The organism is Cloacibacterium normanense (assembly GCF_002943105.1).
GTDB lineage: Bacteria > Bacteroidota > Bacteroidia > Flavobacteriales > Weeksellaceae > Cloacibacterium.
Window position 1 is genome coordinate 108,663 of the sequence record NZ_PTPZ01000008.1, and the last position, 22,859, is coordinate 131,521.

The 22,859-nt window shown below is 35.2% G+C and carries 20 protein-coding genes and 1 pseudogene; 15 read left to right on the top strand and 6 right to left on the bottom strand.

From position 1 onward, the window contains the following. Positions 1–17: 17 nt before the first annotated feature. The 8 genes and pseudogenes from C3729_RS11655 to C3729_RS11695 all read left to right on the top strand — a co-directional run bounded on the left by C3729_RS11655 (position 18) and on the right by C3729_RS11695 (position 6,882). The gene (locus C3729_RS11655; RefSeq protein WP_104794313.1) at positions 18–659 is read left to right on the top strand and encodes a DUF4241 domain-containing protein; all 642 of its coding nucleotides are present in this window, start codon (positions 18–20) and stop codon (positions 657–659) included. A gap of 93 nt (positions 660–752) precedes the next feature. After that, entirely contained in the window at positions 753–1,643 is an 891-nt protein-coding gene (locus tag C3729_RS11660; RefSeq protein WP_104794314.1) for a ribokinase, read from the top strand. Positions 1,644–1,742: 99 nt separating this feature from the next. Further along, the gene (locus C3729_RS11665; protein WP_104794336.1) at positions 1,743–2,585 is read left to right on the top strand and encodes an alpha/beta fold hydrolase; all 843 of its coding nucleotides are present in this window, start codon (positions 1,743–1,745) and stop codon (positions 2,583–2,585) included. A 9-nt stretch (positions 2,586–2,594) separates the two neighbouring features. Further along, positions 2,595–3,242 (top strand): HD domain-containing protein, encoded by a 648-nt coding sequence (locus tag C3729_RS11670; RefSeq protein ID WP_104794315.1) that lies wholly within the window; start codon positions 2,595–2,597, stop codon positions 3,240–3,242. Between the two features lie 48 nt (positions 3,243–3,290). After that, complete coding sequence (locus C3729_RS11675; RefSeq protein WP_104794316.1) at positions 3,291–3,884, top strand: hypothetical protein; 594 nt, start codon at positions 3,291–3,293, stop codon at positions 3,882–3,884. Positions 3,885–4,293: 409 nt separating this feature from the next. Continuing rightward, positions 4,294–5,685, top strand: coding sequence for an RtcB family protein (locus C3729_RS11685; RefSeq protein ID WP_104794318.1), 1,392 nt, complete (start codon positions 4,294–4,296; stop codon positions 5,683–5,685). A 53-nt stretch (positions 5,686–5,738) separates the two neighbouring features. Next, positions 5,739–6,365: pseudogene (prfH, locus tag C3729_RS11690) on the top strand (peptide chain release factor H); the annotation flags it as partial. 4 nt (positions 6,366–6,369) lie between these two features. Beyond that, a complete protein-coding gene (locus C3729_RS11695; RefSeq protein WP_104794320.1) occupies positions 6,370–6,882 on the top strand; it encodes a tetratricopeptide repeat protein in 513 nt (170 codons plus the stop codon). Between the two features lie 41 nt (positions 6,883–6,923). On the opposite strand, the gene C3729_RS11700 is transcribed toward C3729_RS11695, so the two are convergent. From C3729_RS11700 to C3729_RS11720, 5 genes are all read right to left on the bottom strand, one after another. Further along, complete coding sequence (locus tag C3729_RS11700) at positions 6,924–8,114, bottom strand: efflux RND transporter periplasmic adaptor subunit (protein ID WP_104794321.1); 1,191 nt, start codon at positions 8,112–8,114, stop codon at positions 6,924–6,926. A 96-nt stretch (positions 8,115–8,210) separates the two neighbouring features. Then, positions 8,211–9,482 carry an ABC transporter permease gene (locus tag C3729_RS11705; protein WP_104794322.1) on the bottom strand — a complete coding sequence of 424 codons (1,272 nt, stop codon included), beginning with the start codon at positions 9,480–9,482 and terminating at the stop codon, positions 8,211–8,213. Between the two features lie 84 nt (positions 9,483–9,566). Then, positions 9,567–9,920 carry a four helix bundle protein gene (locus C3729_RS11710; protein WP_104794323.1) on the bottom strand — a complete coding sequence of 118 codons (354 nt, stop codon included), beginning with the start codon at positions 9,918–9,920 and terminating at the stop codon, positions 9,567–9,569. A gap of 90 nt (positions 9,921–10,010) precedes the next feature. After that, a complete protein-coding gene (locus C3729_RS11715) occupies positions 10,011–11,240 on the bottom strand; it encodes an ABC transporter permease (RefSeq protein WP_104794324.1) in 1,230 nt (409 codons plus the stop codon). A gap of 217 nt (positions 11,241–11,457) precedes the next feature. Beyond that, positions 11,458–12,147: an ABC transporter ATP-binding protein gene (locus C3729_RS11720; RefSeq protein ID WP_104794325.1), complete on the bottom strand. Its 690-nt coding sequence runs from the start codon at positions 12,145–12,147 to the stop codon at positions 11,458–11,460. Positions 12,148–12,478: 331 nt separating this feature from the next. Here C3729_RS11720 and C3729_RS11725 point away from each other — a divergent pair, with 331 nt between their 5' ends. The 4 genes from C3729_RS11725 to C3729_RS11740 all read left to right on the top strand — a co-directional run bounded on the left by C3729_RS11725 (position 12,479) and on the right by C3729_RS11740 (position 17,396). Continuing rightward, positions 12,479–13,453 carry a ribonucleotide-diphosphate reductase subunit beta gene (locus tag C3729_RS11725; protein ID WP_104794326.1) on the top strand — a complete coding sequence of 325 codons (975 nt, stop codon included), beginning with the start codon at positions 12,479–12,481 and terminating at the stop codon, positions 13,451–13,453. Between the two features lie 18 nt (positions 13,454–13,471). Further along, the gene (locus C3729_RS11730; protein ID WP_104794327.1) at positions 13,472–13,738 is read left to right on the top strand and encodes a hypothetical protein; all 267 of its coding nucleotides are present in this window, start codon (positions 13,472–13,474) and stop codon (positions 13,736–13,738) included. Positions 13,739–14,040: 302 nt separating this feature from the next. Further along, on the top strand, positions 14,041–15,696 hold the full coding sequence (locus tag C3729_RS11735; protein ID WP_104794328.1) for a ribonucleoside-diphosphate reductase subunit alpha: 1,656 nt from the start codon (positions 14,041–14,043) through the stop codon (positions 15,694–15,696). A gap of 818 nt (positions 15,697–16,514) precedes the next feature. Then, the gene (locus C3729_RS11740; RefSeq protein ID WP_104794329.1) at positions 16,515–17,396 is read left to right on the top strand and encodes a DUF72 domain-containing protein; all 882 of its coding nucleotides are present in this window, start codon (positions 16,515–16,517) and stop codon (positions 17,394–17,396) included. Positions 17,397–17,613: 217 nt separating this feature from the next. Here the strand turns inward: C3729_RS11740 and C3729_RS11745 are convergent, their stop codons facing one another. Continuing rightward, positions 17,614–17,943: a hypothetical protein gene (locus C3729_RS11745; protein WP_133159982.1), complete on the bottom strand. Its 330-nt coding sequence runs from the start codon at positions 17,941–17,943 to the stop codon at positions 17,614–17,616. Positions 17,944–17,978: 35 nt separating this feature from the next. Between C3729_RS11745 and glyA the strand changes: the two genes are divergently transcribed. From glyA to C3729_RS11760, 3 genes are all read left to right on the top strand, one after another. Next, complete coding sequence (gene glyA, locus C3729_RS11750) at positions 17,979–19,250, top strand: serine hydroxymethyltransferase (protein WP_104794331.1); 1,272 nt, start codon at positions 17,979–17,981, stop codon at positions 19,248–19,250. A 116-nt stretch (positions 19,251–19,366) separates the two neighbouring features. Beyond that, entirely contained in the window at positions 19,367–19,825 is a 459-nt protein-coding gene (locus C3729_RS11755) for a regulatory protein RecX (RefSeq protein ID WP_185117744.1), read from the top strand. Positions 19,826–20,088: 263 nt separating this feature from the next. Then, positions 20,089–22,859: YDG domain-containing protein (locus C3729_RS11760; protein WP_123057195.1), on the top strand; the 2,771-nt coding region annotated here is incomplete at its 3' end.

The window sequence follows — 22,859 nt, forward strand, 5'->3', positions numbered from 1 at the left end:
AAACATCCATCAGAATCATGTCACACTTAGAAAACATATCAAAACTTTTTTCTAAAAATTTTGTAGAAAATCCAATGCTAGAAACTTTCGAGGCAGGAAAAATTCATCTTCCTAGCGGAAAGTTAGTCGCTTGTGACCCATTGATTACCCATGACATGAAGGAATTTGTGATTCATTTTCCTGTAGGTGATTTTCCTGTTTTGGTACACAAAGAAAGAGACAGCAATTGTATTGCTTATGTAGAAATAGTGTTCAGCAATGAACACGTAGATTCTTTTAAAATGGCAACTACAGAAGGTCAACATGTAGAAGATTTGCATGGAGAAGAAGTTTTCGGGTATCCTGTAGAATCGGGGATGGGTTGTTTTATGGATGCAGAAACTCAGGATAGTCTTAATCATCTAGAAAATAGACTGTTCCATAGAAAAGGAGCAGATTTTATGGGAATTTATGAAGAGTTTTTCCACAGTCATTTCTTTGATGAAAATGGAGCGATTGACCAATTTGCGTTCCTAAAACCAGACGAAGAAAAACCAGGAAATATTTTTGCTTTCGAAACAGGATATGGAGAAGGTTTCTATGCAAGTTATATTGGTTTTGGTGCAGAAAATCAACCGGTTAAAATCATTACAGAATTTATTGAAATAAAATCTGAATAATTATTCTTATCGAAACAAAAAAAGACTAATTTTGTTGTAGACCAAACGCTGAAATTTTAAACCTATTTCAAAATTTCTTAAAATTAAACTTCAATGAAAGTAAGCGCAGAACAGCCCAAAATTATAGTTATAGGAAGTTCTTCTATCGATTTAGTCCTCAATACGCAATATCACCCAGAACCTAATGAAACAGTAATCGCCCAAAAATCTGAAACCTTTTTTGGAGGAAAAGGAGCCAATCAAGCAGTAGGAACAGCGAGATTAGGAGCAAGTACGTTTTTTATTGGTTGCGTAGGAATAGATCCTTATGGTCAACAAATTCTTAGAAATTTAGTAGATGAAAATGTGAACGTAGGTTTTGTACACGAAGATTTAGACCACGCTACAGGAACGGCTTATGTGACTGCAGCTCACGGTAAAAATGCCATCGTAGTAGTTCCTTCAGCCAATTATTGTCTAGAGCCAAAGCATTTAGAGAGTGCAGAAAGATTTTTTTCTACAGCAGATTTAGTGCTAACTCAGTTAGAGATTCCGATGAGTGTGGTAGAAAAGACGTATGAATTTGCTAAAAAATACAACAAAAAACTGGGAATTTATGCTTCTCCCGCTGCTAGAATTTCAGAAGAGATTTTAGAGTATGCTTCTTTTATCGTGGCTAAAAGCAATGAACTTTCCGTCATTTTTGGGGAAGAATCTAGAGAAAAAATTTTAAGAAAATATCCAAATAAACTTTTTGTAAGAGACGATGCCAATTCTACCATTTATCACAATGGTTCAGAGATGAAATACCACAGAAACGACCCAGAAGACATGCCAAATAAAATGGGAATGGGAGATGCTTTTACTTCGGGATTTTCCATTGCGTTGTGTCATGGGAATGAGGTAGATGATTGTGTGAAATTCGGGAATGATGTTTCGCTAAAAGTGGCACAAAAAAGAGGTTCACAAACTGGTTTACCAAGATTAAGTGATTTCGCTTTGTAACGTTTTACCATAGAATAATATGCAGAGAATTTCAAATTTTTGAAATTCTCTTCTTTTTTTAGATATTTTTGGAAACAGAATCTCAACAGATTTTCTCTTATGAATAATACCATTACCATCCATACTCAAGACCAATATCCCATCACTGCAACTCTTTTTGAGCCAGAAAATGCGAATGGGAAACTACTGTTGATGAATTCTGCGACAGGTGTAAAGCAACAGACCTATTATCCTTTTGCACAACATTTTGCAGACTTGGGATTTGTAGTGATTACCTATGATTACAGAGGAGTGGCGCTTTCTAAACCAGACCAGCTCAAAGGTTTTAAAGCAAGCATGAGAACATGGGGAAATACAGATTATAAAGCTGTTACAGATTTTATAGAGGAGCATTATCCTCATCACCGAAAATTTCTAATTGGGCATTCTGTGGGCGCTTTAATTCTTGGAATGAATAAAGGTTCAGAAATTTTTGAAAAATTCTGTTTCGTTGCTACTCAAAATACCTATTTTGGGCATCTTTCTCCAAGAATTAAAATGTTGGGATTATTAGGTTTTGGATTGTATCAGCCCGTTTTAACTCGAGTAAAAGGATATTTCAAGACGTATTTTGTGAATTTAGGCGAATCTTTACCCAAAGGCGTTTCAGATGATTGGCGAACTCTCATCATGAACCGAAAATCCGTAAATCGATTACTCGAAAAAACGGAGAATTTCTCTAAAAATCTACATCAAGAGGTTTTATATCTCAACATGCAAGATGATGATTGGATTACAGAAACGGGAATGAAACTGCTCATGAACGAAACGTATGTCAATATGAAACCTATTTACAGAACCGTGCATCCTAACGAAAGCAATGGTGAAGAAATAGGTCACATTAATTTTTTTAGAGCAAAACACAGTAAACTTTGGAGCATGGTTTTCGATTGGTTTTCGTAGTTTTGGAACATGAAAAATCACATTACCCTTACCATAAATTTTGTTAAAGAAAAACTAGAAGGCGCAGAAGCAGGACACGATTGGTTTCACATAGAACGCGTGTGGAAACTCTCTAAAAAAATAGCCGAAAAAGAAGGCGGAAATCTAGAAGTGATAGAACTTTCTGCGCTATTGCACGATATTGCAGACCCTAAGTTTCACAACGGTGATGAAACTTTGGCGCTGAAAATTTCTAAAGATTTTCTTGAAGAAATTCATGTAGAGGGTGAATTAATAGAGCAAGTGTTGTTTGTTATCAAAAATATTTCCTTCAAAAATAGAGCAGAAGCTCCAGAAAATCCTCCTTTAGAATTACAAATTGTGCAAGATGCAGACCGTTTGGATGCGATTGGTGCGATTGGAATTGCAAGAACTTTCAATTTTGGTGGATTCAAGAATAATTTGATGTATCATCCAGAAATCAAGCCGAATCTTGGCATGAACAAAGAAGAGTACAAAAAATCCAACGGGACAACTATTAATCATTTTTATGAAAAATTATTGTTGCTCAAAGATTTAATGAATACCGAAACCGCAAAAAGAATCGCGTCAGAAAGACACAATTTTATGTTGCAATTTCTAGATGAATTTTATAAAGAATGGAATGTGGAACTGTAGAATTTCTGATTTTTTCAAAAGTCAACCAAAAACAATATCTTTGTTAGAATGAATAGTCTCAATTTTGTTTTACTTTTCCTCTTAATTCTAGCTCTTATTTTAAGTTTATTTAAAACAGGAGCCAGAGCGAGATGGGCTAAAAACATCAGATTTTTTATTGTAATTTTAGGTTTAGCATTTTTCGGATATTGGTTTTTTCAAAAGAGTTTCAGCAATTTTTTAGAAAAATCCATGTCGATTCAGGTCATCAATAGAGTGAATCAACCGCTTGATATTTATGCCATAAAAGTTATCGACAAAGACCAAAATAAATTCCTCACCAAACATTTAGGCAAAGTAAGAACTAATCATTACCAAATAGACTATTTTGTGATGAGCAATTCTAATGAATTTTGGGTGGCTGCTTACAATGTAAAAAATAAATTGGTTTACTTCTCACAACACAGTGTTCAGAACAAAGAAGAAGACCAAAAAATAGAGGTGAGAACCTTTTTAAACCAAAGTCAAAAACTATCAGACATCGCCGAAAAAGTGATAGAAAAGAATAAGCTCGAAAATGTAAATCAAAGCATTTTTGTCTCTCTTACTTTATTGGTTTTATTCTTAAATATCGTGCTTCTTACGAGAAAGAAAAAAAGCTAATTTGCTGGCTTTCAAAATATTTTTTCAAAGATTTTTTGCGAATTTCAAAAAAATCCATTTATATTTGCACCCGAAAACAAAGTTTAACAATTAAAAAAACGAAGCAAAATGTTCAAATTTCACAATTTATCTTCAGTAGGATTACCACTTTCTGTGGTACGCTTCGGTGTTTTCGGTTTCAGCTAGAATTGTAATCAATAATGAAATATAGAAACCCGAAGTTGTAAAATTTCGGGTTTTATTTTGATACAAGATTCTACAAATTTCCCCGAAATTTTCTTGAATGCAGGCTTACCATCAATTTTTTTGTTGGCATATTCTCGATGTAATTTTTTAAAAATACATCCAGAGTTTTTAAGATGATGATTCTTGTAATCAGTCATCAAATATTTTTATCAATTATAAAACAATGGGAAATTTAAAACTAAAAGGAAAAGATATCCTGAAATTGGGATATCCTAATAATAAATCCGTGACGGTAGCTTTAGAAGTGGCAAAGAAAAATTTTGCCAATAAGAATACCGCTTACGTGAAAAATATTTTGAAGGAAATTTTACTTCAACCAGAAGAATTTAAAAGCAATCTAATGCTAGGACAAATTGCAGAGGAACTTTTAACGAGTCAAAAAACAGAAAAAAGAATGCTCTTGAACAACAGAGTTTCATTTGAAATTTTCGGAGAGGAAATTTCAGAAGATGCAGTCAATCAGTTTTATACATCGCTCAAACTTCCGGTTTCGGTAAAAGGTGCATTAATGCCAGATGCACATTTCGGATATGGTCTACCAATTGGTGGAGTTTTGGCAACCAAAAATGCTGTAATTCCTTATGGAGTAGGCTTGGATATTGGTTGTAGAATGTGTTTGAGTATTTTAGATACTCCAGTTTCTTACTTAGATGGAGCAAAGGACAAATACGAAAAAGCATTAGCCGAACATACCAAATTCGGAATAAACGAAGTGCACAAAACGCACATAGAAAATGAAATTTTTGATAATGAAACATTTAACCTAATGCCCATTTTGAGAAGATTAAAATCCAAAGCCATCAAACAATTGGGAACTTCTGGTGGTGGAAACCATTTTGTAGAATTCGGAGAAGTAGAAATTCTAGAAGATGATGAACAAATTGGTTTGCCCAAAGGAAAATACGTGGGAATTCTTTCGCACAGTGGTTCCAGAGGCTTCGGAGCAGAGATTGCACAATATTACACAAGAGTGGCGGTAGAAAACTGTCCGCTTCCAAAAGAAGCGCAACATTTGGCTTGGCTAGATGTAGACACACATCTCGGACAAGAATATTGGATTGCAATGAATTTGGCGGGAGATTACGCTGCTGCTTGTCATGCCGATATTCACAGACGCTTGATAAAAGCGGTTGGCGGAAGATTGAAAGCCAGAATAGAAAACCATCACAATTTTGCGTGGAAAGAAAATGTGGACGGAGAAGAACTGATTGTTCACAGAAAAGGAGCAACTCCAGCTTCAGAAGGACAATTGGGAATAATTCCCGGTTCTATGACCAGCAAAGGGTACATTGTAAAAGGCAGGGGAAATGCTGCTTCTCTTCATTCGGCTTCTCACGGAGCAGGAAGAAAACATGCTAGAAATTTTGCCAAAAATGCTTTCACCCAAAAAGAGATGAAAGAAGAATTAAAAAAGCATAAAGTAACCTTAATCGGTGGGAGTTTAGAAGAAGCACCCATGATGTACAAAGACATCAATCAGGTGATGAATGCTCAACAAGATTTGGTAGATATTCTGGGAACTTTTCAACCGAGAATCGTGAGAATGGATAAGTGAAAATCAATAGAGTCGGGCTTTAGCCCGACTTAAAAAATCAAAAATACAAATGGGCTTTAGCCAAAACTTATATGAAACAAAAAAATAAAAATATCGTTCAAATCACCTCAGGAAAAGGACCTGTAGAATGCGAGTTTTTTGTACAAGAAACCTTTAATCTGATGAAAAAAGAAATGGAATTTCTAAAATTGAACTACAAAGTTTTAGAAGTTGTAGAAGGTGAAATTTCAGGTTTTCAGTCGATTACTTTTGAAGTAGAGGAGAATCCTGAATTTCTAAATTCTTGGATAGGAAGCATTCAATTCATGGGGAAAAGTAAATTCAGACCACATCATCAACGTAAAAATTGGTTCATTGGCGTTTTTGAAATCGAAAATTTCTTTGAACTTGAACTCGATGAAAAAGAACTGGAATTTCAAACCATGAGAAGTTCGGGAAATGGCGGACAAAACGTGAACAAAGTAAATTCCGCAGTTCGCGTGACGCATTTGCCTACAAAAATTCAAGTGGTAGCAGTGGATTCTCGTTCGCAATTGGAAAATAAAAAAATCGCAGTCGAAAGATTGAAGTTGAAGATTTTGGAGCTTAATGCCAAAAAATCTTCGGTACAAAAACAAAATCAGTGGATGAATCATCTCCAATTGGAAAGAGGAAATCCCAAGAAAATTTTTAAAATGTAAAAAAATGACAACAAACAAATACTATTTTCAAGCCTTAGATAATTTTCCCTATAACCTAGAGGAAACCATGGAAGCACTGAATTATGCTTTGTCTTATGATGACCATAATGCAGAGAGTCTTTGTCTTTTAGGAAGGGTGTATTCTGAAGTTTTGCAAGATTATGAAACCGCAAAATCTTACTTCGAAGAAGCCATGCAAGTGAAACTAGATTCTGTTTCTACACCGCTGTTCTATATAGATTGTTTGCTGAATAATGAAGATTATGAAGAAGCCAAAAAACTGATAGACTATGCTAAAAAAATTAAAGGAATTGATCAATCTAGAATACGCTACAGAAAAGCCATCTTCTTTGAAAAGCAAGGACAATTTAAAAAAGCACTGAAAGCTCTTGAAAAAGCAAAGAAAACAGCGCCCAATAAAAACTACATCGATTTTTTAAATGAAAGAATAGAATTGGTAAAATCTAAAATGAAAAAACCTAAAAATAAGGCTCAAAAGAAAAACTCCAACAAATAATGTTGGAGTCTTTCATTTTTCATTTGTATGATTAGGCAGTTTTATTTTTTCTTTTCTTTGAGTTCTTCTTTATCTTTATCAGATGGGTTCCAAACTTTTACTTCAGAATCTTTAGTAATTCCTGAAAGAATTTGAACATTAATTCCATCAGATGCACCCAGTTTTACGGTCACTTTTTTGAATTTTCCGTCTTTTTGTTTTACTTCTACAAAAGGAACATCTTTACCATTTAGTTTTTCATATTGAATAAGACTTTCGTCTAGAAGTAAAGCGTTTTTCTGAGAGCTCAAAACAATTTCGCCATTGGCAGAAAATCCAGCTCTAATATATTCATTATTCGGGTTAAAAACGTCTCCTTCAATCGGGAATTTGATGGTTCCGTTTTCATCTTTTCCTTTTGGAGCAATCATGGTTACTCTTCCTGGGAAAGTTTTATTTTGTAAAGCACCGATCACAATGTTCATTTCCATGCCTTCTTTAATTTTTCCAGCTTGAGCTTCGTCTATTTTTCCTTCAAAAATAAGAGAGTTAAGGTCTGCAACACTACAAATAGTAGTTCCAGCATTAAACTGATTGGCTTCAATTACCTGATAACCAACTTTTACAGGAACTTCTAGTACCGTTCCAGTGGCTTTGGAACGAATTTGAGTAGTAGCAAGACTTTGTAAACCTTCGGCAACACCAGTTCTAGCGATTTGTAGATTTTTCTGAGCGGTTTGCAATTGTTGTTGAGCGTTTTTCAACTGATTTTGCATGGATTGCAATTGCTGTTGAGCAGTAAGAAACTCTTGTTTAGAAATTACGCCTTGAGTGTACAAACGCTGTTGCATCGCAAATTGCTGTTGCTGATTTGCCAAATTAATTTTAGCATTATTAATTTGAAGATTTGCATTTTGCACTTCTTGTTGAGCAGCATTTACCTGAGGAACGCTCGGTACAATTTTAAGGGTAGCAATAAGTTCTCCCGCAGAAACATGGTCGCCTTCTTTTACCAAGATTTTGTCTATAATCCCAGACATATTCGGCTTAATTTCTACTTCTTCTCTCGGAACTATTTTACCAGTAGCCATTACTTTATCATCAAGATTTTGCACGAATGGTTTTCTGGTGAGAAAAGCTTCGCTTTCTTGAGAATTAGATTTAATCAGGTAACTTATTCCCATCAGAAGTCCAGCTAAAAAAAGCAAACCTAAGAGAATATAAACTACTTTTTTGAAGGTTAAGTTTTTCATTTTATATGAAATATTTAATTGTTATCAAGTTTAATTTATTTTTAATTCGCCATTCATTTATCCAAAAGAAAAAAAATAATGGCAAATTCACATGTGTTATTCGCTTCTTAAAGCTTCTATTGGCTTAATTTTCACGGCTCTTTGTGCAGGAATCATCCCGATGAGAAGTCCTAAAATCGTCATCACCGCCATCGCTGCAAAAACGTGTGAATAATTTACCGTAGGATTATAAAATGGGAAAGCATCTTGGTTTTGAGTCATCGCATTGATAATCATCAAAAGGAAAATTCCGAAAATAAATCCTAATAATCCCGAAGTCAAAGTAATTACCACACTTTCTAGCAAAATCTGGTTTCTTACTTCAGAAGGCTTCGCTCCCAAAGCTCTTCGGATGCCTATTTCTTTTGTTCTTTCTTTTACGGTAATCAATAAAATGTTAGAAATCGCAATCACTCCCGCCAAAATGGTAAGCGCTCCTACAATAATGGTCAGCAATTGCATTCCTGTTAAAAAACCATACATTTTCCCAAACATTTTCCCCAAGTTGAAACTTCCAAAAGCGTTGGTGTCTTCAGGAGAAACATTGTTTTTCTTTTTGAGTTCCAGTTTGGCTTGTTCTTCTACGGTTTCCAGATTGGCTTCTGGTTTACTCACGATGGCAAAAAAGCCTACTTTGTCTCCATCATTGTACATTTTAGTATAAGTAGAAAGCGGAATGTATGCTGTGGTATCATCATCCATTGGTCCACCAGCTTTGGCTACTTTATAAACACCGATGACGTTAAAGAAAATACCTTTGATATTGATAGATTTCCCAATAGGATTTTCATTTTTCTTGGCATCAAAGAAGTTTTTATATATTTCTTCGCCGATGACTACTACATTTTTACTGGCAGTAACATCTGCATCATTGATATATCTTCCGAAGATTAATTTCTTTTCAGAAATTTTATTTCCTGCAGGGTAATCTCCAGTAAGGGTATACGTGGTAGATTTTCCGTTGCGGTTCATCTGTTCACCAGGATTTCCAAAATTTCCTCTGGAGTTTTGGGGCGAAATGTAATCAATCTGTGGAATTTTCTTTTCTAATAAATCCATGTCAGGAAGGTGCAAACTCAGTTGTCTGCCTTTTGGGAAACCATTATACGGAATAGTAGTATTCTGTGCCCACATAAAAATAGAGTTGGTTGCAAATCCAGAAAATAATTTGTCAAAACCGTTTTCCATGCCTTTTGCAGCTCCCAATAAACTAACAAATAAAAACATACCCCAACCTACACCAATCATGGTGAGGAAAGTACGAAGTTTATTATTTTTAAGTGAATAATAAATTTCTTGCCACGTATCTATTTTGAATATGATGTTCATATTGTTGTCAATTTTTTGCTTTGCAAAAGTGAATTTCTTAAGGTGAATTTCTACGAATGAATTTTAAATTCACGATTCACTTTTTTAACTATTCATTAATTTTGATAATAATATAAAAGTTGTTTTAATATTCTTTCCTAACTCTGTTAAATCTTCTTGTTCTAAATATTTCTCTTCTAAAATGATTTCACAACAAGAATCAATTTCGATGATTGAGCCTCTTGCTATTTCATAAAACCTGTTTCTTTCTATTTTTGACTTTCTAGAGGAGCCTTCTGAAATATTCAAAACAATAGAAGTTGATGCTCTTCTTATTTGATCAATTAAATTATATTTTTCTGCATCAGGCAAAAATCTTATGGTTTTGTAACATTGTTTTCTCAATTCTTTTGCTGCCTTATATACATCTAAATTATAATGGTTTAAGTTTAAAAACATATTTATGGTTAAGATTTTATAAAAATTTCAATTGGAAAAATTCACCATTCATTTTCCGAAGGAAAAAATTCACAAATTAATTCACCTCCATTACTCCGCTCTCAATGCTTCTATTGGTTTTATTTTACTCGCTCTGTATGCTGGGACAAATCCAGCAAGCAATCCAGACATTACCAAACTGATGAAGGCTGCAGTAATCAATAGCCAACCAACACTTGGGTCTTTAATGAAATATTCTTCTAAACTATTGCCAATTAATTTCAAAGTCAAAACGCCTAAAGCAACGCCGATTAATCCAGAAATCACGGTAATCACGATACTTTCTTGAATAATCAAAGTGACAATGCTTCTCGGTTTGGCACCGATGGCTTTTCTTACCCCAATTTCTTGAGTTCTTTCTTTCACGATATACACCATGATATTGCTAATCCCAATAATTCCCGCCAATAAAGTTCCGAGACCAATGAATCCCACAATCATGGTAATGACAAATAAAAATTGGAAAGAATCTTTCAAACCTTCTGCTCTGTTTCTTACGACCACGGCATTTTCATCATCTGGAGAAACTTTTTTTCTGGCTTTTAATTCTTTTTTCAGTTGGTTACTATAAGCGAGGGCTTGTTCAGGATTTAGTTTTTCGTCATAGGCAATGTACACCGTACTCACCGTATCAGAACCTTTTTTCATTTGCTGAAGCGTAGAAATAGGGATGGAAATCATACGTTCGTCCCAGTCACCACCATCATCAGAAAAAACGCCTATCACTTTGAAAACACTACCGTTAATCTCGAGTTCTTTTCCTACAGGATCTCCATTTTTGATAAGGTCACGCTGTACCATTCTACCGATTACGGCTACATTTTGTTTTTCGTCAATATCTTTTGGAGAGATAAATCTTCCGTTGAGTAATTGTCGGTTCTCTATTTTTACTTCTTCATCATTGGCTCCACTGATTTGGTAGAAACCACTTTCTTTCCCATATTTTACATTAAGATTGGTAGAATATCGTGGAGTAGAATACTGCACTTTTTCAGGATGAGCATCTACAATAGCATTATAGTCACTATTATTGAGGGTTACTTGTCTGTCAGCTTGTAAGCCTTCATAAGCAATGGTGGTTTTTCCAGTAAAAATGGAAATAAGATTCTGTGCATCTCTGGTAAATCCTTCTTGGAAGGCATTTTGCAATCCTTTTCCAATACCGAAGAGAACAATAAAAATATATAAACCCAGCGCTACGGTAAACCCAGAAAGCACCGTTCGCAATACATTACTGCGAATAGAACTGAAAATTTCTTGCCAACGGTCTATATCAAACATATTATTTTTTTAATTTATTGCTTTGCAAAGTCAATTTGCTTTGCAGTCAATTGTCAATTTTTTTAAAAAATTTACCATTCATTTTTCAACTTTGTTGAAAAAATTCACCATTCACTTACTGTATTTTTTCCTCCTCATAACCTCATAACCTCATAACCTCATAATCTCATAACCTCATAACCTCATAACTTCATAACTTCATCACCTTATCACCACCTTACAAAACCACCTGCTGTATATACTCATCTGTTTCAATGACACCATCTCTCAAATGTACATTTCTCTTGGTTTGAGCCGCTACATCTGGTTCGTGGGTAACTACAATGATGGTTTTTCCTTCGTTATTAATATCTTGAAGCAGCTTCATAATATCATGTGTGGTCTGAGAATCGAGTGCTCCTGTTGGTTCATCCGCCAAAATCACTTTAGGATTGGTAATTAAAGCTCTTGCAATTGCTACACGCTGTTTTTGTCCACCCGAAAGTTCATTAGGCAAGTGATTCGCCCATTGTGCTAAACCTACTTTTTCTAAATATTCTATTGCGCGCTGGTTTCTCTCTTTTCTGGGAACATCTTGATAATAGAGTGGAAGCGCCACATTTTCTAATGCCGTTTTATACCCAATTAAATTGAACGATTGGAAAACAAATCCTAAAAATTTACTTCTGTATTCTGCCGCTTTGGTTTCGGTGAGATGTTCTATAGGAATGCCATCTAATTCATAGATTCCGCTGTCTTTTTCATCTAAAATACCAATGATATTCAGTAAAGTAGACTTTCCAGAACCAGAACTTCCCATAATCGAAACGAACTCTCCTTCGCCGATTTCTAGGTTAATTCCTTTCAAAACGTGCAACTTATTATGACCGATATCGTAAGACTTATGTAAATCCTTGATGACTAGCATGGGCTTTTTTGGAATAAGTAGTAAATTTTAGGAACTTGTTACAAGAAAAAAAGAGCAAAAATTTTAAAAAGTTTTGTTTAATTGTAAATAGCTTTAAATAAAGAATTTTTAAGTAATTGTTTAATAAAAGATACCTCGTAAAAGCCCTATTTAAGTACCAAGTGCACGCAAAGGCTTTATTCATCAAACCTCTATGTAATTGTGGAAAACTTTTGCCCCTAAAAACCAAAAATTTAACATGAATGAGGCGTTTTCATTTTTGATTTATAACTTCAATTTCTATTTTTGTGGTCAGACTTAATCAGATAATTAATAAAAAAAGCAACAACCTATGGGAATTTTTGACAAACGTATCAGTTATAAACCTTTTGAATATCCAGAAGTACTACAATTTGTTGATGCTATTAATAAATCTTTTTGGGTACACTCAGAAATAGATTTTACTGCGGATGTACAAGATTTCCATTCTAATCTTCAGCCGTACGAACAAAATGCGGTAAAGCATGCGCTTCTAGCGATTGCTCAAATTGAAGTTTCTGTAAAAACTTTCTGGGGAAATCTGTACAACCACATGCCAAAACCAGAACTTAATGGTTTGGGTGCTACCTTTGCAGAGTGCGAATTCCGTCACAGTGAGGCCTATTCTAGATTATTGGAAGTATTAGGATATAATGATGAATTCAACAATGTGATTGAAATTCCAGCCATCAGAGAGAGAATAGACTATTTAAACACCGTTTTAGCCAATGCTAAATCTACCAACCATAAAGAGTACGTTTCTTCACTGTTATTATTCTCTATTTTAATAGAAAACGTTTCGCTATTCAGTCAATTTGCCACGATTTTATCTTTCACAAGATTCAAAGGGTACATGAAAAATGTATCGAACATCATCGCTTGGACTTCGGTAGATGAACAAATTCACGCCAATGCTGGAATCTATTTAATCAATAAAATCCGTGAAGAACAACCAGAATTATTGACCGATGCAGACATTGAAGATATTTATGGTTTAGTAGACCGTTCTGTAGAATTGGAAGCGAAAATTCTAGACTGGATTTTTGAAGCGGGAGAGATAGACATGTTCTCAAAAGAAGACTTGCTCAACTTTATGAAATACAGAGTAGACGATTCTTTGAAAAAAATTGGCATGAAAACCCGTTACAATGTAACCCCTGAACAATACAGACCAATGACGTGGTTCGAGGAAGAAGTTTTCGCCAATTCATTAGATGACTTCTTTGCAAAAAGACCAGTAGATTACACCAAGCACGATAAAAGTATCACTGCGAACGATTTGTTTTAAATTTTATTTATAAAATAAATGGTAAAAGTAAAAATTAATACAACAAACGTTCAGTTTAATTCTGAAGATATTACTGTTGTTTTTCCAGAATCACCAAAAGTTGGTGATGAGATTTGTGTGCTAAATTTTTTGCCATATAATACAGAAGAAAGGGAAAGTTTCAAATATGAACTTGAAAAAAATCACTTAAGCTTTAATGGTATTATAACTAAAAGGTTTTGGTTTTCAAATTCTCCAAAAGATGAGCCTATTCTTCTTATAAGTGTGAAAATGCTTAATGATTGATCTTCTGAAGCGAGCGTCAATTGTTTTCAAGATAGAGAACGTAAAAAATCAATAGGAACGGATTTTTTTATGCTGAGCTAAACCTTTTTAAATTGAAAAAATTCAATAGAATTTTACTCAATCAAAAATTCAAATGACTTAGCCACGAAGTGGCAACATGCAGTAGCATCGGGTAAAGCCCGATGAAAAATAAATAAAAGTTTTTAAAATATAAAAATCGCAGAACTTTCTGCTATAAATAATAATCTTGAATTTTAAATGGAAAATTTAGAATTCTTTTTTTGTGAAAAAATTTAAACGATATGGAAGAAAAATTAGATATTTGGTGGCTTAATGAAGAGTCTGAGCAAATGCTAAACAGAGGTTACCTTTTGAAGGGAGAAACCGTAGAAGGAGCTATTGACAGAATTACTACAGCGGCAGCAAAACGCTTGTACAAGCCAGAACTCATTCCTGCTTTTAAGGAAATGATTACCAAAGGTTGGATTTCTTTTTCGTCTCCAGTTTGGGCAAACATGGGAACACAAAGAGGTTTGCCTATTTCTTGTTTTAATGTTCACGTTCCAGACCATATCGAAGGCATTACCCATAAATTAGGAGAAGTGATTATGCAGACCAAAATCGGAGGAGGAACTTCTGGTTATTTTGGCGAACTGCGTCACAGAGGAACTGCCGTTACCGATAATGGTAAATCTTCAGGAGCCGTTTCTTTCATGAAATTATTTGATACCGCGATGGATGTAGTTTCTCAAGGAGGCGTAAGAAGAGGAGCTTTTGCAGCATACCTAGACATTGACCACGGAGATATCGAAGAATTCTTAAACATCAAAGAAATTGGTAGCCCCATTCAGAACTTGTTCATGGGAGTTTGCGTTCCAGATTATTGGATGCAAGACATGATTGATGGAGATATGGAGAAACGTAAAGTTTGGGCAAAAGTCTTAGAATCTCGTCAGAAAAAAGGACTTCCTTATATTTTCTTTACCGATAATGTCAATCGTAATAAGCCTCAAGTATACAAAGATTCTGGAGCGGTAATCAATGCAAGTAACTTGTGTTCAGAAATCATGTTACCTTCTACAGCAGACGAAAGTTTCATTTGCTGTCTTTCTTCCATGAATTTAGAATTGTATGATGAGTGGAAGGATACCAATGCGGTAAAATTAGCCATCTATTTCTTAGATGCAGTATTGTCAGAATTTATAGAAAAAACCGAAGGAAACTACTACCTTTCTTCTGCTCGTAAATTTGCTTTGAGACATAGAGCATTAGGTTTGGGCGTTCTAGGATACCACTCTTATTTGCAAAAAAACATGATTCCTTTTGAAAGCATGGAAGCGAAAATGTTCAATGCCAAAGCTTTCAAACAAATTCAAGAGCAATCCATTCAAGCATCAAAAGAATTGGCGAATATTTATGGCGAACCAGAAATGTTGAAAGGCTACGGAATGCGCAATACCACTACGATGGCAATTGCACCTACCACTTCTTCATCAGCAATTTTAGGGCAAACTTCCCCAGGAATTGAACCTTTTGCATCGAATTACTACAAAGCAGGTTTGGCAAAAGGAAATTTCATGAGAAAGAACAAATATTTAGCAAAATTGCTCGAAGAAAAAGGCTTAGACAATGAAGATGTTTGGAGAGAAATCATGTTGAATCACGGTTCTGTACAACACATGACACAACTAACACAGACCGAAAAAGACGTGTTCAAAACCTTTAAGGAAATTTCTCCAATGGAAATTATTACACAAGCGGGACAACGCCAACAGTACATCGATCAAGCGCAATCATTGAACTTGAATATCCCCGCTTCATTGGCGATTAAAGATGTCAACAATCTGATGATTGAAGCATGGAAACTAGGGGTAAAAACCTTATACTATCAGCGTTCACAATCTGTTTCTAAAGAACTCATGGTGAATTTTGTAACGTGTAGCTCTTGTGAAGCGTAATTCCATTGACGATTTTTGATTTACAATATACAAACCGCAGAAATTTCTGCGGTTTTTTTAATGACCTAGGGAACGAAGGCGTTAAGAAATTTAATCATATATTCGTTAAAAAATTCTTGCTGTTTGAACTCGTCAGAATGACGAGAGAGTTTCAGGGATTTTAGAATGTATGATTAAATTTTAGCCGAAGTTTCCAGTCTTGAACTTTTGTTACTTTTGGTTCAAGCTAAAAGTAAAATTTATTAAAAAAAACAACAGACAACTTCGTGGCTTCATTCTCTTTTACTCCTCGCAAAGACAAACATAAAATTCAATCCTTGTGTTCTCTGTGTTAAAAATCTGCGAAATCTGCGCAATCCGCGTGAAAAAAAAAGATAAGAAAATAATAAATTAATTTTCAGTAGAGTCGGGCTTTAGCCCGACTTTTTAATTAACAACGCAATTTGGCTTTAGCCAAAACTTAAAAGATTAGAAATAATCATAAGTTTATTTTAGATTCCTACGGAATGACAAACGTTATGTTAAATCTTTGTGTTCTTTGTGAATTCTCTGTGCTCTCTGTGTTAAAAACCTATGCAATCAGCCCAATCCGCGAGAGATTTTTAATTTTATCAAAATTATAAGATTCTTTTATATTCCTACGGAACGATAAACATAAAATGCAATCTTTGTGTTCTCTGTGATAAAAACTCTGTGCTCTCTGTGTTAAAAATCTGCAAAATCTGCGGGAAATATAAATTCACTTTCTTTTTAAAATCTACAAGAAATTTTTACCTTTGAAACCAATCCCTTTTTCCTAATCCCTTAAAACTAAAAAAATGAAATTCGGACAAGTAGCAGACCCATCACAAATAGACTTCACCCTTCCGAAAGATCATCCTAAAACCCAAGAAATTTTAGAAAAATCTAAAGGAAACGATTTCAATATCTACATCGGTTGTGCCAAATGGAACAAAACCGACCTGAAAGGATTTTACCCAAAAGGAACCAAAGACGAGTTGAAATACTACGCTACCCAATTCAATTCTATTGAGTTGAATGCTACATTTTATTCTTTGCCAAGTCCAGAACAAGTGCTCACTTGGAAAGAAAAAACGCCGCCTACATTTAAGTTTTTTCCAAAAATCACCAATACCGTTTCACATTTCAGAAGATTGATTAATGTGACTGATGTAGTGACGGATTACGCAACTTCGGTAATGAATTTCGGGGACCAATTGGGAATGGTGTTCTTACAATTGCATGATAATTTCAAGCCTAAAGATTTTGACAGGGTAGAAAAATTTATAAAAGACTGGCCAAAAGAAGTTCCATTGGCGATAGAAGTACGCAGTGCAGAGTGGTTTGAAGAAGAAAATTTTGAAAAATTCTCTCAATTGCTGGAAGAGAATAACATTGCGAATATCATCGTAGACACTGCAGGTAGAAGAGACATGTTGCACATGAGGCTCACATCAGACACTGCTTTTGTAAGATATGTAGGCGCCAATGCAGACAGCGATTATGCAAGATTAGATGATTGGTTAGAACGCATTAAACTGTGGAAAGAAGAAGGCTTGAAAAATCTGTATTTCTTTGTACATCAAAATGTAGAATTGGCTTCACCATTGTTGTCAGTTTATTTCATTGAGAAAATTAACGAAGCATTTGGGACAGAAATTCATGTTCCCGTAATGGCTCAACCCAAAACGTTGTTTTAATAAAGAATCATAGATGAGATTTAGAAGTAAACCAGAAAGCATTATGATAATGAATCGGAAATTTAAGTAAAGCATCAGCTTTTGCGAATTTATTCGCTTCTTTGCTCTCTTAAAAACACGTTGAAAGGATAAAAAAAACTTTGCGTTTTAAAAATAATGGAATACATCAATCTTTCAATAAAAAAAGCAATCTCCATTGAAGATTGCTTTTTTATTTTTACGATAAGAACTTAATTTCCTTATCCTTGAAATTATTTTTCTCCACCAGTTTATTCATGGTTTTCATCATTTTATGACGAAGTTTTGCCATTTTTCTGATGTTTTTGTCTTCGCTGTAATCAAAAATATTGTCTTTAAAAGTAAAGGTGTCTCCATCTTTAAACTCAATATTGTTTTTCTTCAGTTCTCCTAGAAGCATTAAGTTGGTCATGCTCTCCAACAAAAGATGTTCAGATTTCCCTAAAGATTTCAGAGATTTAAGCAACTGTTTTTTATATTTTTTCTTTCCCATAATTATTAATGTAAAGTTATCTGCAAATATCTGCATAATTTCTTATTTTTGAGCAAAATAAAAAATCTAATATGAGCAACGATATCATTTTTGAATTGATTGAAAAAGAAAGACAGAGACAAACGCATGGCATAGAGCTTATTGCATCAGAAAATTTTGTTTCTGACAACGTGATGAAAGCCATGGGAAGTGTCTTAACGAATAAATATGCAGAAGGCTACCCAGGAAAGAGATACTACGGAGGTTGTGAAGTGGTAGACGAAGTAGAAACACTGGCGATTGAAAGAGCAAAACAACTTTTCGGCGTAGAATATGCCAACGTACAGCCGCATTCTGGTTCACAAGCCAATGCTGCCATTTATCTTTCGGTGTTAAAGCCAGGAGATACCGTTATGGGAATGGATTTATCAATGGGAGGTCATTTGACACATGGTTCTCATGTGAATTTTTCGGGAATTAATTTCCGTCCTGTATTTTACGGAGTTGAAAAAGAAACGGGGTTGATTGATTATAACCAAATGCGTGAAGTAGCATTGCGAGAAAAACCAAAAATGCTGATTGCAGGTTTCTCAGCTTATTCTAGAGATTTAGATTATGCCAAATTCAGAGAAATAGCTGATGAGGTAGGCGCTACATTGTGGGCAGATATTGCACACCCTGCAGGTTTAGTTGCCAAAGGATTATTGAACTCACCATTCGAACATTGCCATGTAGTAACTACTACTACGCATAAAACGCTTCGCGGGCCAAGAGGAGGAATGATCATGATGGGCAAAGATTTCGAAAATACCTATGGTCACAAAACACCAAAAGGCGAAACCAAAATGATGAGTGCCGTATTAGATGGAGCAGTATTCCCAGGAACTCAAGGTGGGCCGCTAGAACACGTAATTGCTGCAAAAGCAGTAGCCTATGCAGAAGCCATCGACCAGAAATTTGAAACCTATACCAAACAAGTCGTAGCAAACGCTAGAGCATTGTCTCAAGCAATGGTAGACAGAGGATTTGACATTGTAAGTGGAGGTACAGATAATCACCTGATGTTGGTAGACCTTAGAAACAAAGGCGTAAACGGTAAAGAAACCGAAAAAGCTTTGGTAAAAGCAGATATTACGTGTAATAAAAATATGGTACCTTATGACGATAAGTCTCCATTCATCACTTCTGGAATCAGATTAGGAACCGCTGCCATCACCACAAGAGGTTTAGGAGAAAAAGACATGGAAACCATTGCAGATTTGATCAATGAAGTGGTGACTAATATTAAAGATGAAGCGGTAATTGCAAAAGTGCGTTCGCAGGTTAATGAACTGATGAGTGATCAACCTCTTTTTAAATATTAATAGAACAGGGAGATTTCATTGTTATTATTTCATTTCTAGAAAACAGAATGGAAGGTTTCGGTGAGGTTTCTCTTTTTTTGGCAGTTAAATTAAGGCAAAGACATTTTTTAACCATAATGAAACAAAAATCTTATACTTTTTCTGAAATTAAGCAAAAAATAGCTAATTATTGCGTTTATCAAGATCGTTCTCATCAAGAAGTAGAACAGAAGTTGAAAGAATTTTTGCTCATTCCGGAAGCCAAAGAAGAAATTCTCTTATTTCTGATTGCCGAAAATTACATTAATGAAGAGCGTTTCACTAGAAGTTATATCAGAGGTAAGTTTTATATAAAATCTTGGGGTAAGAAAAAAATAGCCAATCACCTAAAAATGAAAGGCATTACCGAGAAATTAATTCGTAAATGTATGGATGAAATAAACGAGCAAGATTACAAAGCTAAAATTTTAGAAATCTATAGAGATTATTACGATAAACTTCCCGCAGGTGCCGCTTACCAAAAAAAAAGCAAAACAATCACCTATCTCTTAGGAAAAGGATTTGAATATGAGGAAATCATAGAAATGTTAGACTGAAAAGTCTAACATTTTTTTATGAACAGCTTACGAAAAATATAGTGTTAAAAGGGCTTACAAAGAAATGTTAAAAAATCATAATTTTTTTTTTGAAGATTCCAAAAAAAATTTTTACATTCGTTACCCCCTAGTCTATTGATTTTCAAAAATTTATTTTAGAGAAAATAAGAAAGCCGTAAAGTTAACTTAATATTTTGTTAACAAACATTTGTCTTTTTTTGAATACTATTGGGGCTTGCTAACGTGAAAATTAAATTGAAGATATGAGGAAAAATTTACTTCTTGAAAAAGCAGTGAGACTTTTATTAAGCACTTTTGCTTTTTTGCTATTTATAAGCTCTTTGTTTATTAAAGGACAAGGAACTGAGACATTTGAAAACATACCAACAAGTAGTAGTACCACTTATTCTACAAGAACATGGAATGGAGTAAATGCTACTTCTTGGAGTGCAACGGATGCTAGAACGGATGTCACAATAACTACCAAAGCAATCACTATAAGAAATGGATCGTTAACATTTGGACTTACAGCAGCTCAAAAGGCAGCTGGTATAGGAAGTTTAACGTTAAAAGCAAAAGCACCTTATGGAAATCCTGATGTTGGTACGCTTCAGCTTGTAGTTAATGGGACTGTAATATCTGCTAAAACAACTACTGGAGCAACTATTTCTACAGTGGTAAGTTATACTTGGTCAGACATTAATGTTTCAACACTTACGTCAATTGTTATTAATCAGACTACTCAGAATAGTAGAATTGCTATTGATGATATTTCATGGACTGCTGCACCAGCATCAGGTTCAGCAGCACCAACCTTAAATGCTGCTGCTAGTGCTACAGTAGATGCTCCGTTTGATGTAACTTTTACAGATGATGCTACTTGGAGAGGAGCTATTACTGGTGTAACGGTAGGAGGGACTGCTTTAACAGCGGGATATTCAGTGTCTTCAGGAAAAATTACGTTTACCCCTTCGGCTTCTGTTCCTGCAAACTTATTGCAATCTTCAGGAACAAAAAGCATTGTGATAAATGCTACTGGTTATAGTGGCGCTACAGTTTCTCAAACCATTGGGGTAGGAGCGCCGGCTAAATTGGCTATGAATACGCAACCAGCAGCACCCTCTACAAATGGAGGTGCTTTGGCTACGCAACCTAAAGTAAACATAGTCGATCAATATGGAAATACTACTACAAGCACTGCTAGTGTTACGGCAGCTGTAGGGGCTGGTACATGGACATTAGGCGGAACAACAAGCGTTGCAGCCGTAAGTGGAACGTCTACCTTTAGTGGGTTAACAGCTACAAGTGCTGCGGCGGTAACTGGAGCAACTATCACGTTTAGTAGTGGTTCTTTAACCCCTGTAACTTCTAGTACATTTAATATTCCAACACCGCCACCAGCTAATGATGATTGTAGTGGAGCTATTAACTTAACAGTTAATGCAGCTGCTGTGAGCGGAACTTTTGCAGGAGCAACTCCTATGACAGGAGCTTCTAAAAATGATGTTTTTTTCATGTTCACTCCTTCTGTAACAGGAAGCTATACCATAACTATAAACGGGTTTAGTGTGGCTTCAGATAAAGATTTTTATGTTTACAGCGTTTGTCCGAATACATATTCAACAACAACAAATGTAGTTGTGTCAGGAGCTACTACTTCAACAAGTAGTGAAACAGCTAAAGCAACATTTACCGCTGGGACATCATATAAAATTTTAGTTCAAGATTATGGTTCTGGTGGCGGTGCATTTAACATTAGTGTCACATCTCCAATTATAACAGGTGGTACAACAGCTGCGCCATTTACTACTACCTATGGTACAGCTTCGGCAGCCCAAACTTTTGCGGTTTCGGGGTCTGGTTTATCAGCTAATTTGGTTGCTACGGCACCAACTGGTTTTGAGGTTTCAGCAGATGGCATCAACTACGGAAATACCGCTACTTTTACCCAAACTAGTGGAAATGCAAGTGGTACTTTAAGTATACGTTTAAAAGCAAATGCAGCCGTAACAGGAAATTATAATGCTCAAAATATCGTATTGAGTTCTACAGGAGCTACTTCGGTAAATATTACTACGGCAGCTTCAGGAAACTCCGTTTCCACAAAAGCACTCACTATCACTGCTAATAATAGAACAAAAACGTATGGTACCACGCTTACACTTGGTACTTCAGAGTTTACATCAAGTGGTCTTGCCAATAGTGAAACTATTGGTTCAGTCACATTAAGCGCTGCAGGTGCAGCTTCTACCGCCACCACAGCAGTGGGAACTTACCCTATTATGCCTTCTGCAGCTACTGGAGGAACTTTCACCGCTAGTAATTACGCTATTACTTATGTAGATGGAACTCTAACTATAAACAAAGCAGACCAAACAATAACCTTTGGTTCATTATCAGCTAAGACTTATGGAGATGCTGCTTTTGATTTAGCAGGAACCTCAAGCTCAGGATTAGCCTTAACTTACAGCAGTTCAAATACTGATGTAGCTACAGTTTCAGGTAATACTGTAACGATAGTAGGAGCAGGAAGTACAACGATTACGGCCTCACAAGCAGGAGATGGAAATCATAATGCAGCAACAAGCGTAGATCAAGTTCTTACGATTAATAAAAAATCTTTAACAATAACAGGTTTATCTGCAGAAAATAAAACATTTGATGGAACAACAGCAGCAACGCTTACAGGTACACCAGTATTAAATGGAGTAGTAGGAAGTGATGATGTTTCCCTTACAGGAACACCAACAGCTACTTTTGCAAGTTCTAGTGTTGGTCATGCAATAGCTGTTACGGTAAGTGGATACAGTTTAACAGGAGCCAAAGCAGGCGATTACCAATTGGTAGAGCCTACTTTAAGTGCAGATATTATAGCTACTACGCCTACATTATTTGCAAATGGAACATTAAGTGCCTTAACAACAACTTATGGAACGCCAAGTACAACAACAAGTTTTACCGTAAGTGGGCAATCTTTAACAGATGTAATCACCATTACAGCCCCAACAGGTTTTGAAGTTTCATCTACTTCCAG

Coding starts and splice junctions, on each gene's coding strand:
- C3729_RS11655 (WP_104794313.1), top strand. CDS start 18: ATGTCACACTTAGAAAACATATCAAAACTTTTTTCTAAAAATTTTGTA.
- C3729_RS11660 (WP_104794314.1), top strand. CDS start 753: ATGAAAGTAAGCGCAGAACAGCCCAAAATTATAGTTATAGGAAGTTCT.
- C3729_RS11665 (WP_104794336.1), top strand. CDS start 1,743: ATGAATAATACCATTACCATCCATACTCAAGACCAATATCCCATCACT.
- C3729_RS11670 (WP_104794315.1), top strand. CDS start 2,595: ATGAAAAATCACATTACCCTTACCATAAATTTTGTTAAAGAAAAACTA.
- C3729_RS11675 (WP_104794316.1), top strand. CDS start 3,291: ATGAATAGTCTCAATTTTGTTTTACTTTTCCTCTTAATTCTAGCTCTT.
- C3729_RS11685 (WP_104794318.1), top strand. CDS start 4,294: ATGGGAAATTTAAAACTAAAAGGAAAAGATATCCTGAAATTGGGATAT.
- C3729_RS11695 (WP_104794320.1), top strand. CDS start 6,370: ATGACAACAAACAAATACTATTTTCAAGCCTTAGATAATTTTCCCTAT.
- C3729_RS11700 (WP_104794321.1), bottom strand. CDS start 8,114: ATGAAAAACTTAACCTTCAAAAAAGTAGTTTATATTCTCTTAGGTTTG.
- C3729_RS11705 (WP_104794322.1), bottom strand. CDS start 9,482: ATGAACATCATATTCAAAATAGATACGTGGCAAGAAATTTATTATTCA.
- C3729_RS11710 (WP_104794323.1), bottom strand. CDS start 9,920: ATGTTTTTAAACTTAAACCATTATAATTTAGATGTATATAAGGCAGCA.
- C3729_RS11715 (WP_104794324.1), bottom strand. CDS start 11,240: ATGTTTGATATAGACCGTTGGCAAGAAATTTTCAGTTCTATTCGCAGT.
- C3729_RS11720 (WP_104794325.1), bottom strand. CDS start 12,147: ATGCTAGTCATCAAGGATTTACATAAGTCTTACGATATCGGTCATAAT.
- C3729_RS11725 (WP_104794326.1), top strand. CDS start 12,479: ATGGGAATTTTTGACAAACGTATCAGTTATAAACCTTTTGAATATCCA.
- C3729_RS11730 (WP_104794327.1), top strand. CDS start 13,472: ATGGTAAAAGTAAAAATTAATACAACAAACGTTCAGTTTAATTCTGAA.
- C3729_RS11735 (WP_104794328.1), top strand. CDS start 14,041: ATGGAAGAAAAATTAGATATTTGGTGGCTTAATGAAGAGTCTGAGCAA.
- C3729_RS11740 (WP_104794329.1), top strand. CDS start 16,515: ATGAAATTCGGACAAGTAGCAGACCCATCACAAATAGACTTCACCCTT.
- C3729_RS11745 (WP_133159982.1), bottom strand. CDS start 17,943: ATGCAGATATTTGCAGATAACTTTACATTAATAATTATGGGAAAGAAA.
- glyA (WP_104794331.1), top strand. CDS start 17,979: ATGAGCAACGATATCATTTTTGAATTGATTGAAAAAGAAAGACAGAGA.
- C3729_RS11755 (WP_185117744.1), top strand. CDS start 19,367: ATGAAACAAAAATCTTATACTTTTTCTGAAATTAAGCAAAAAATAGCT.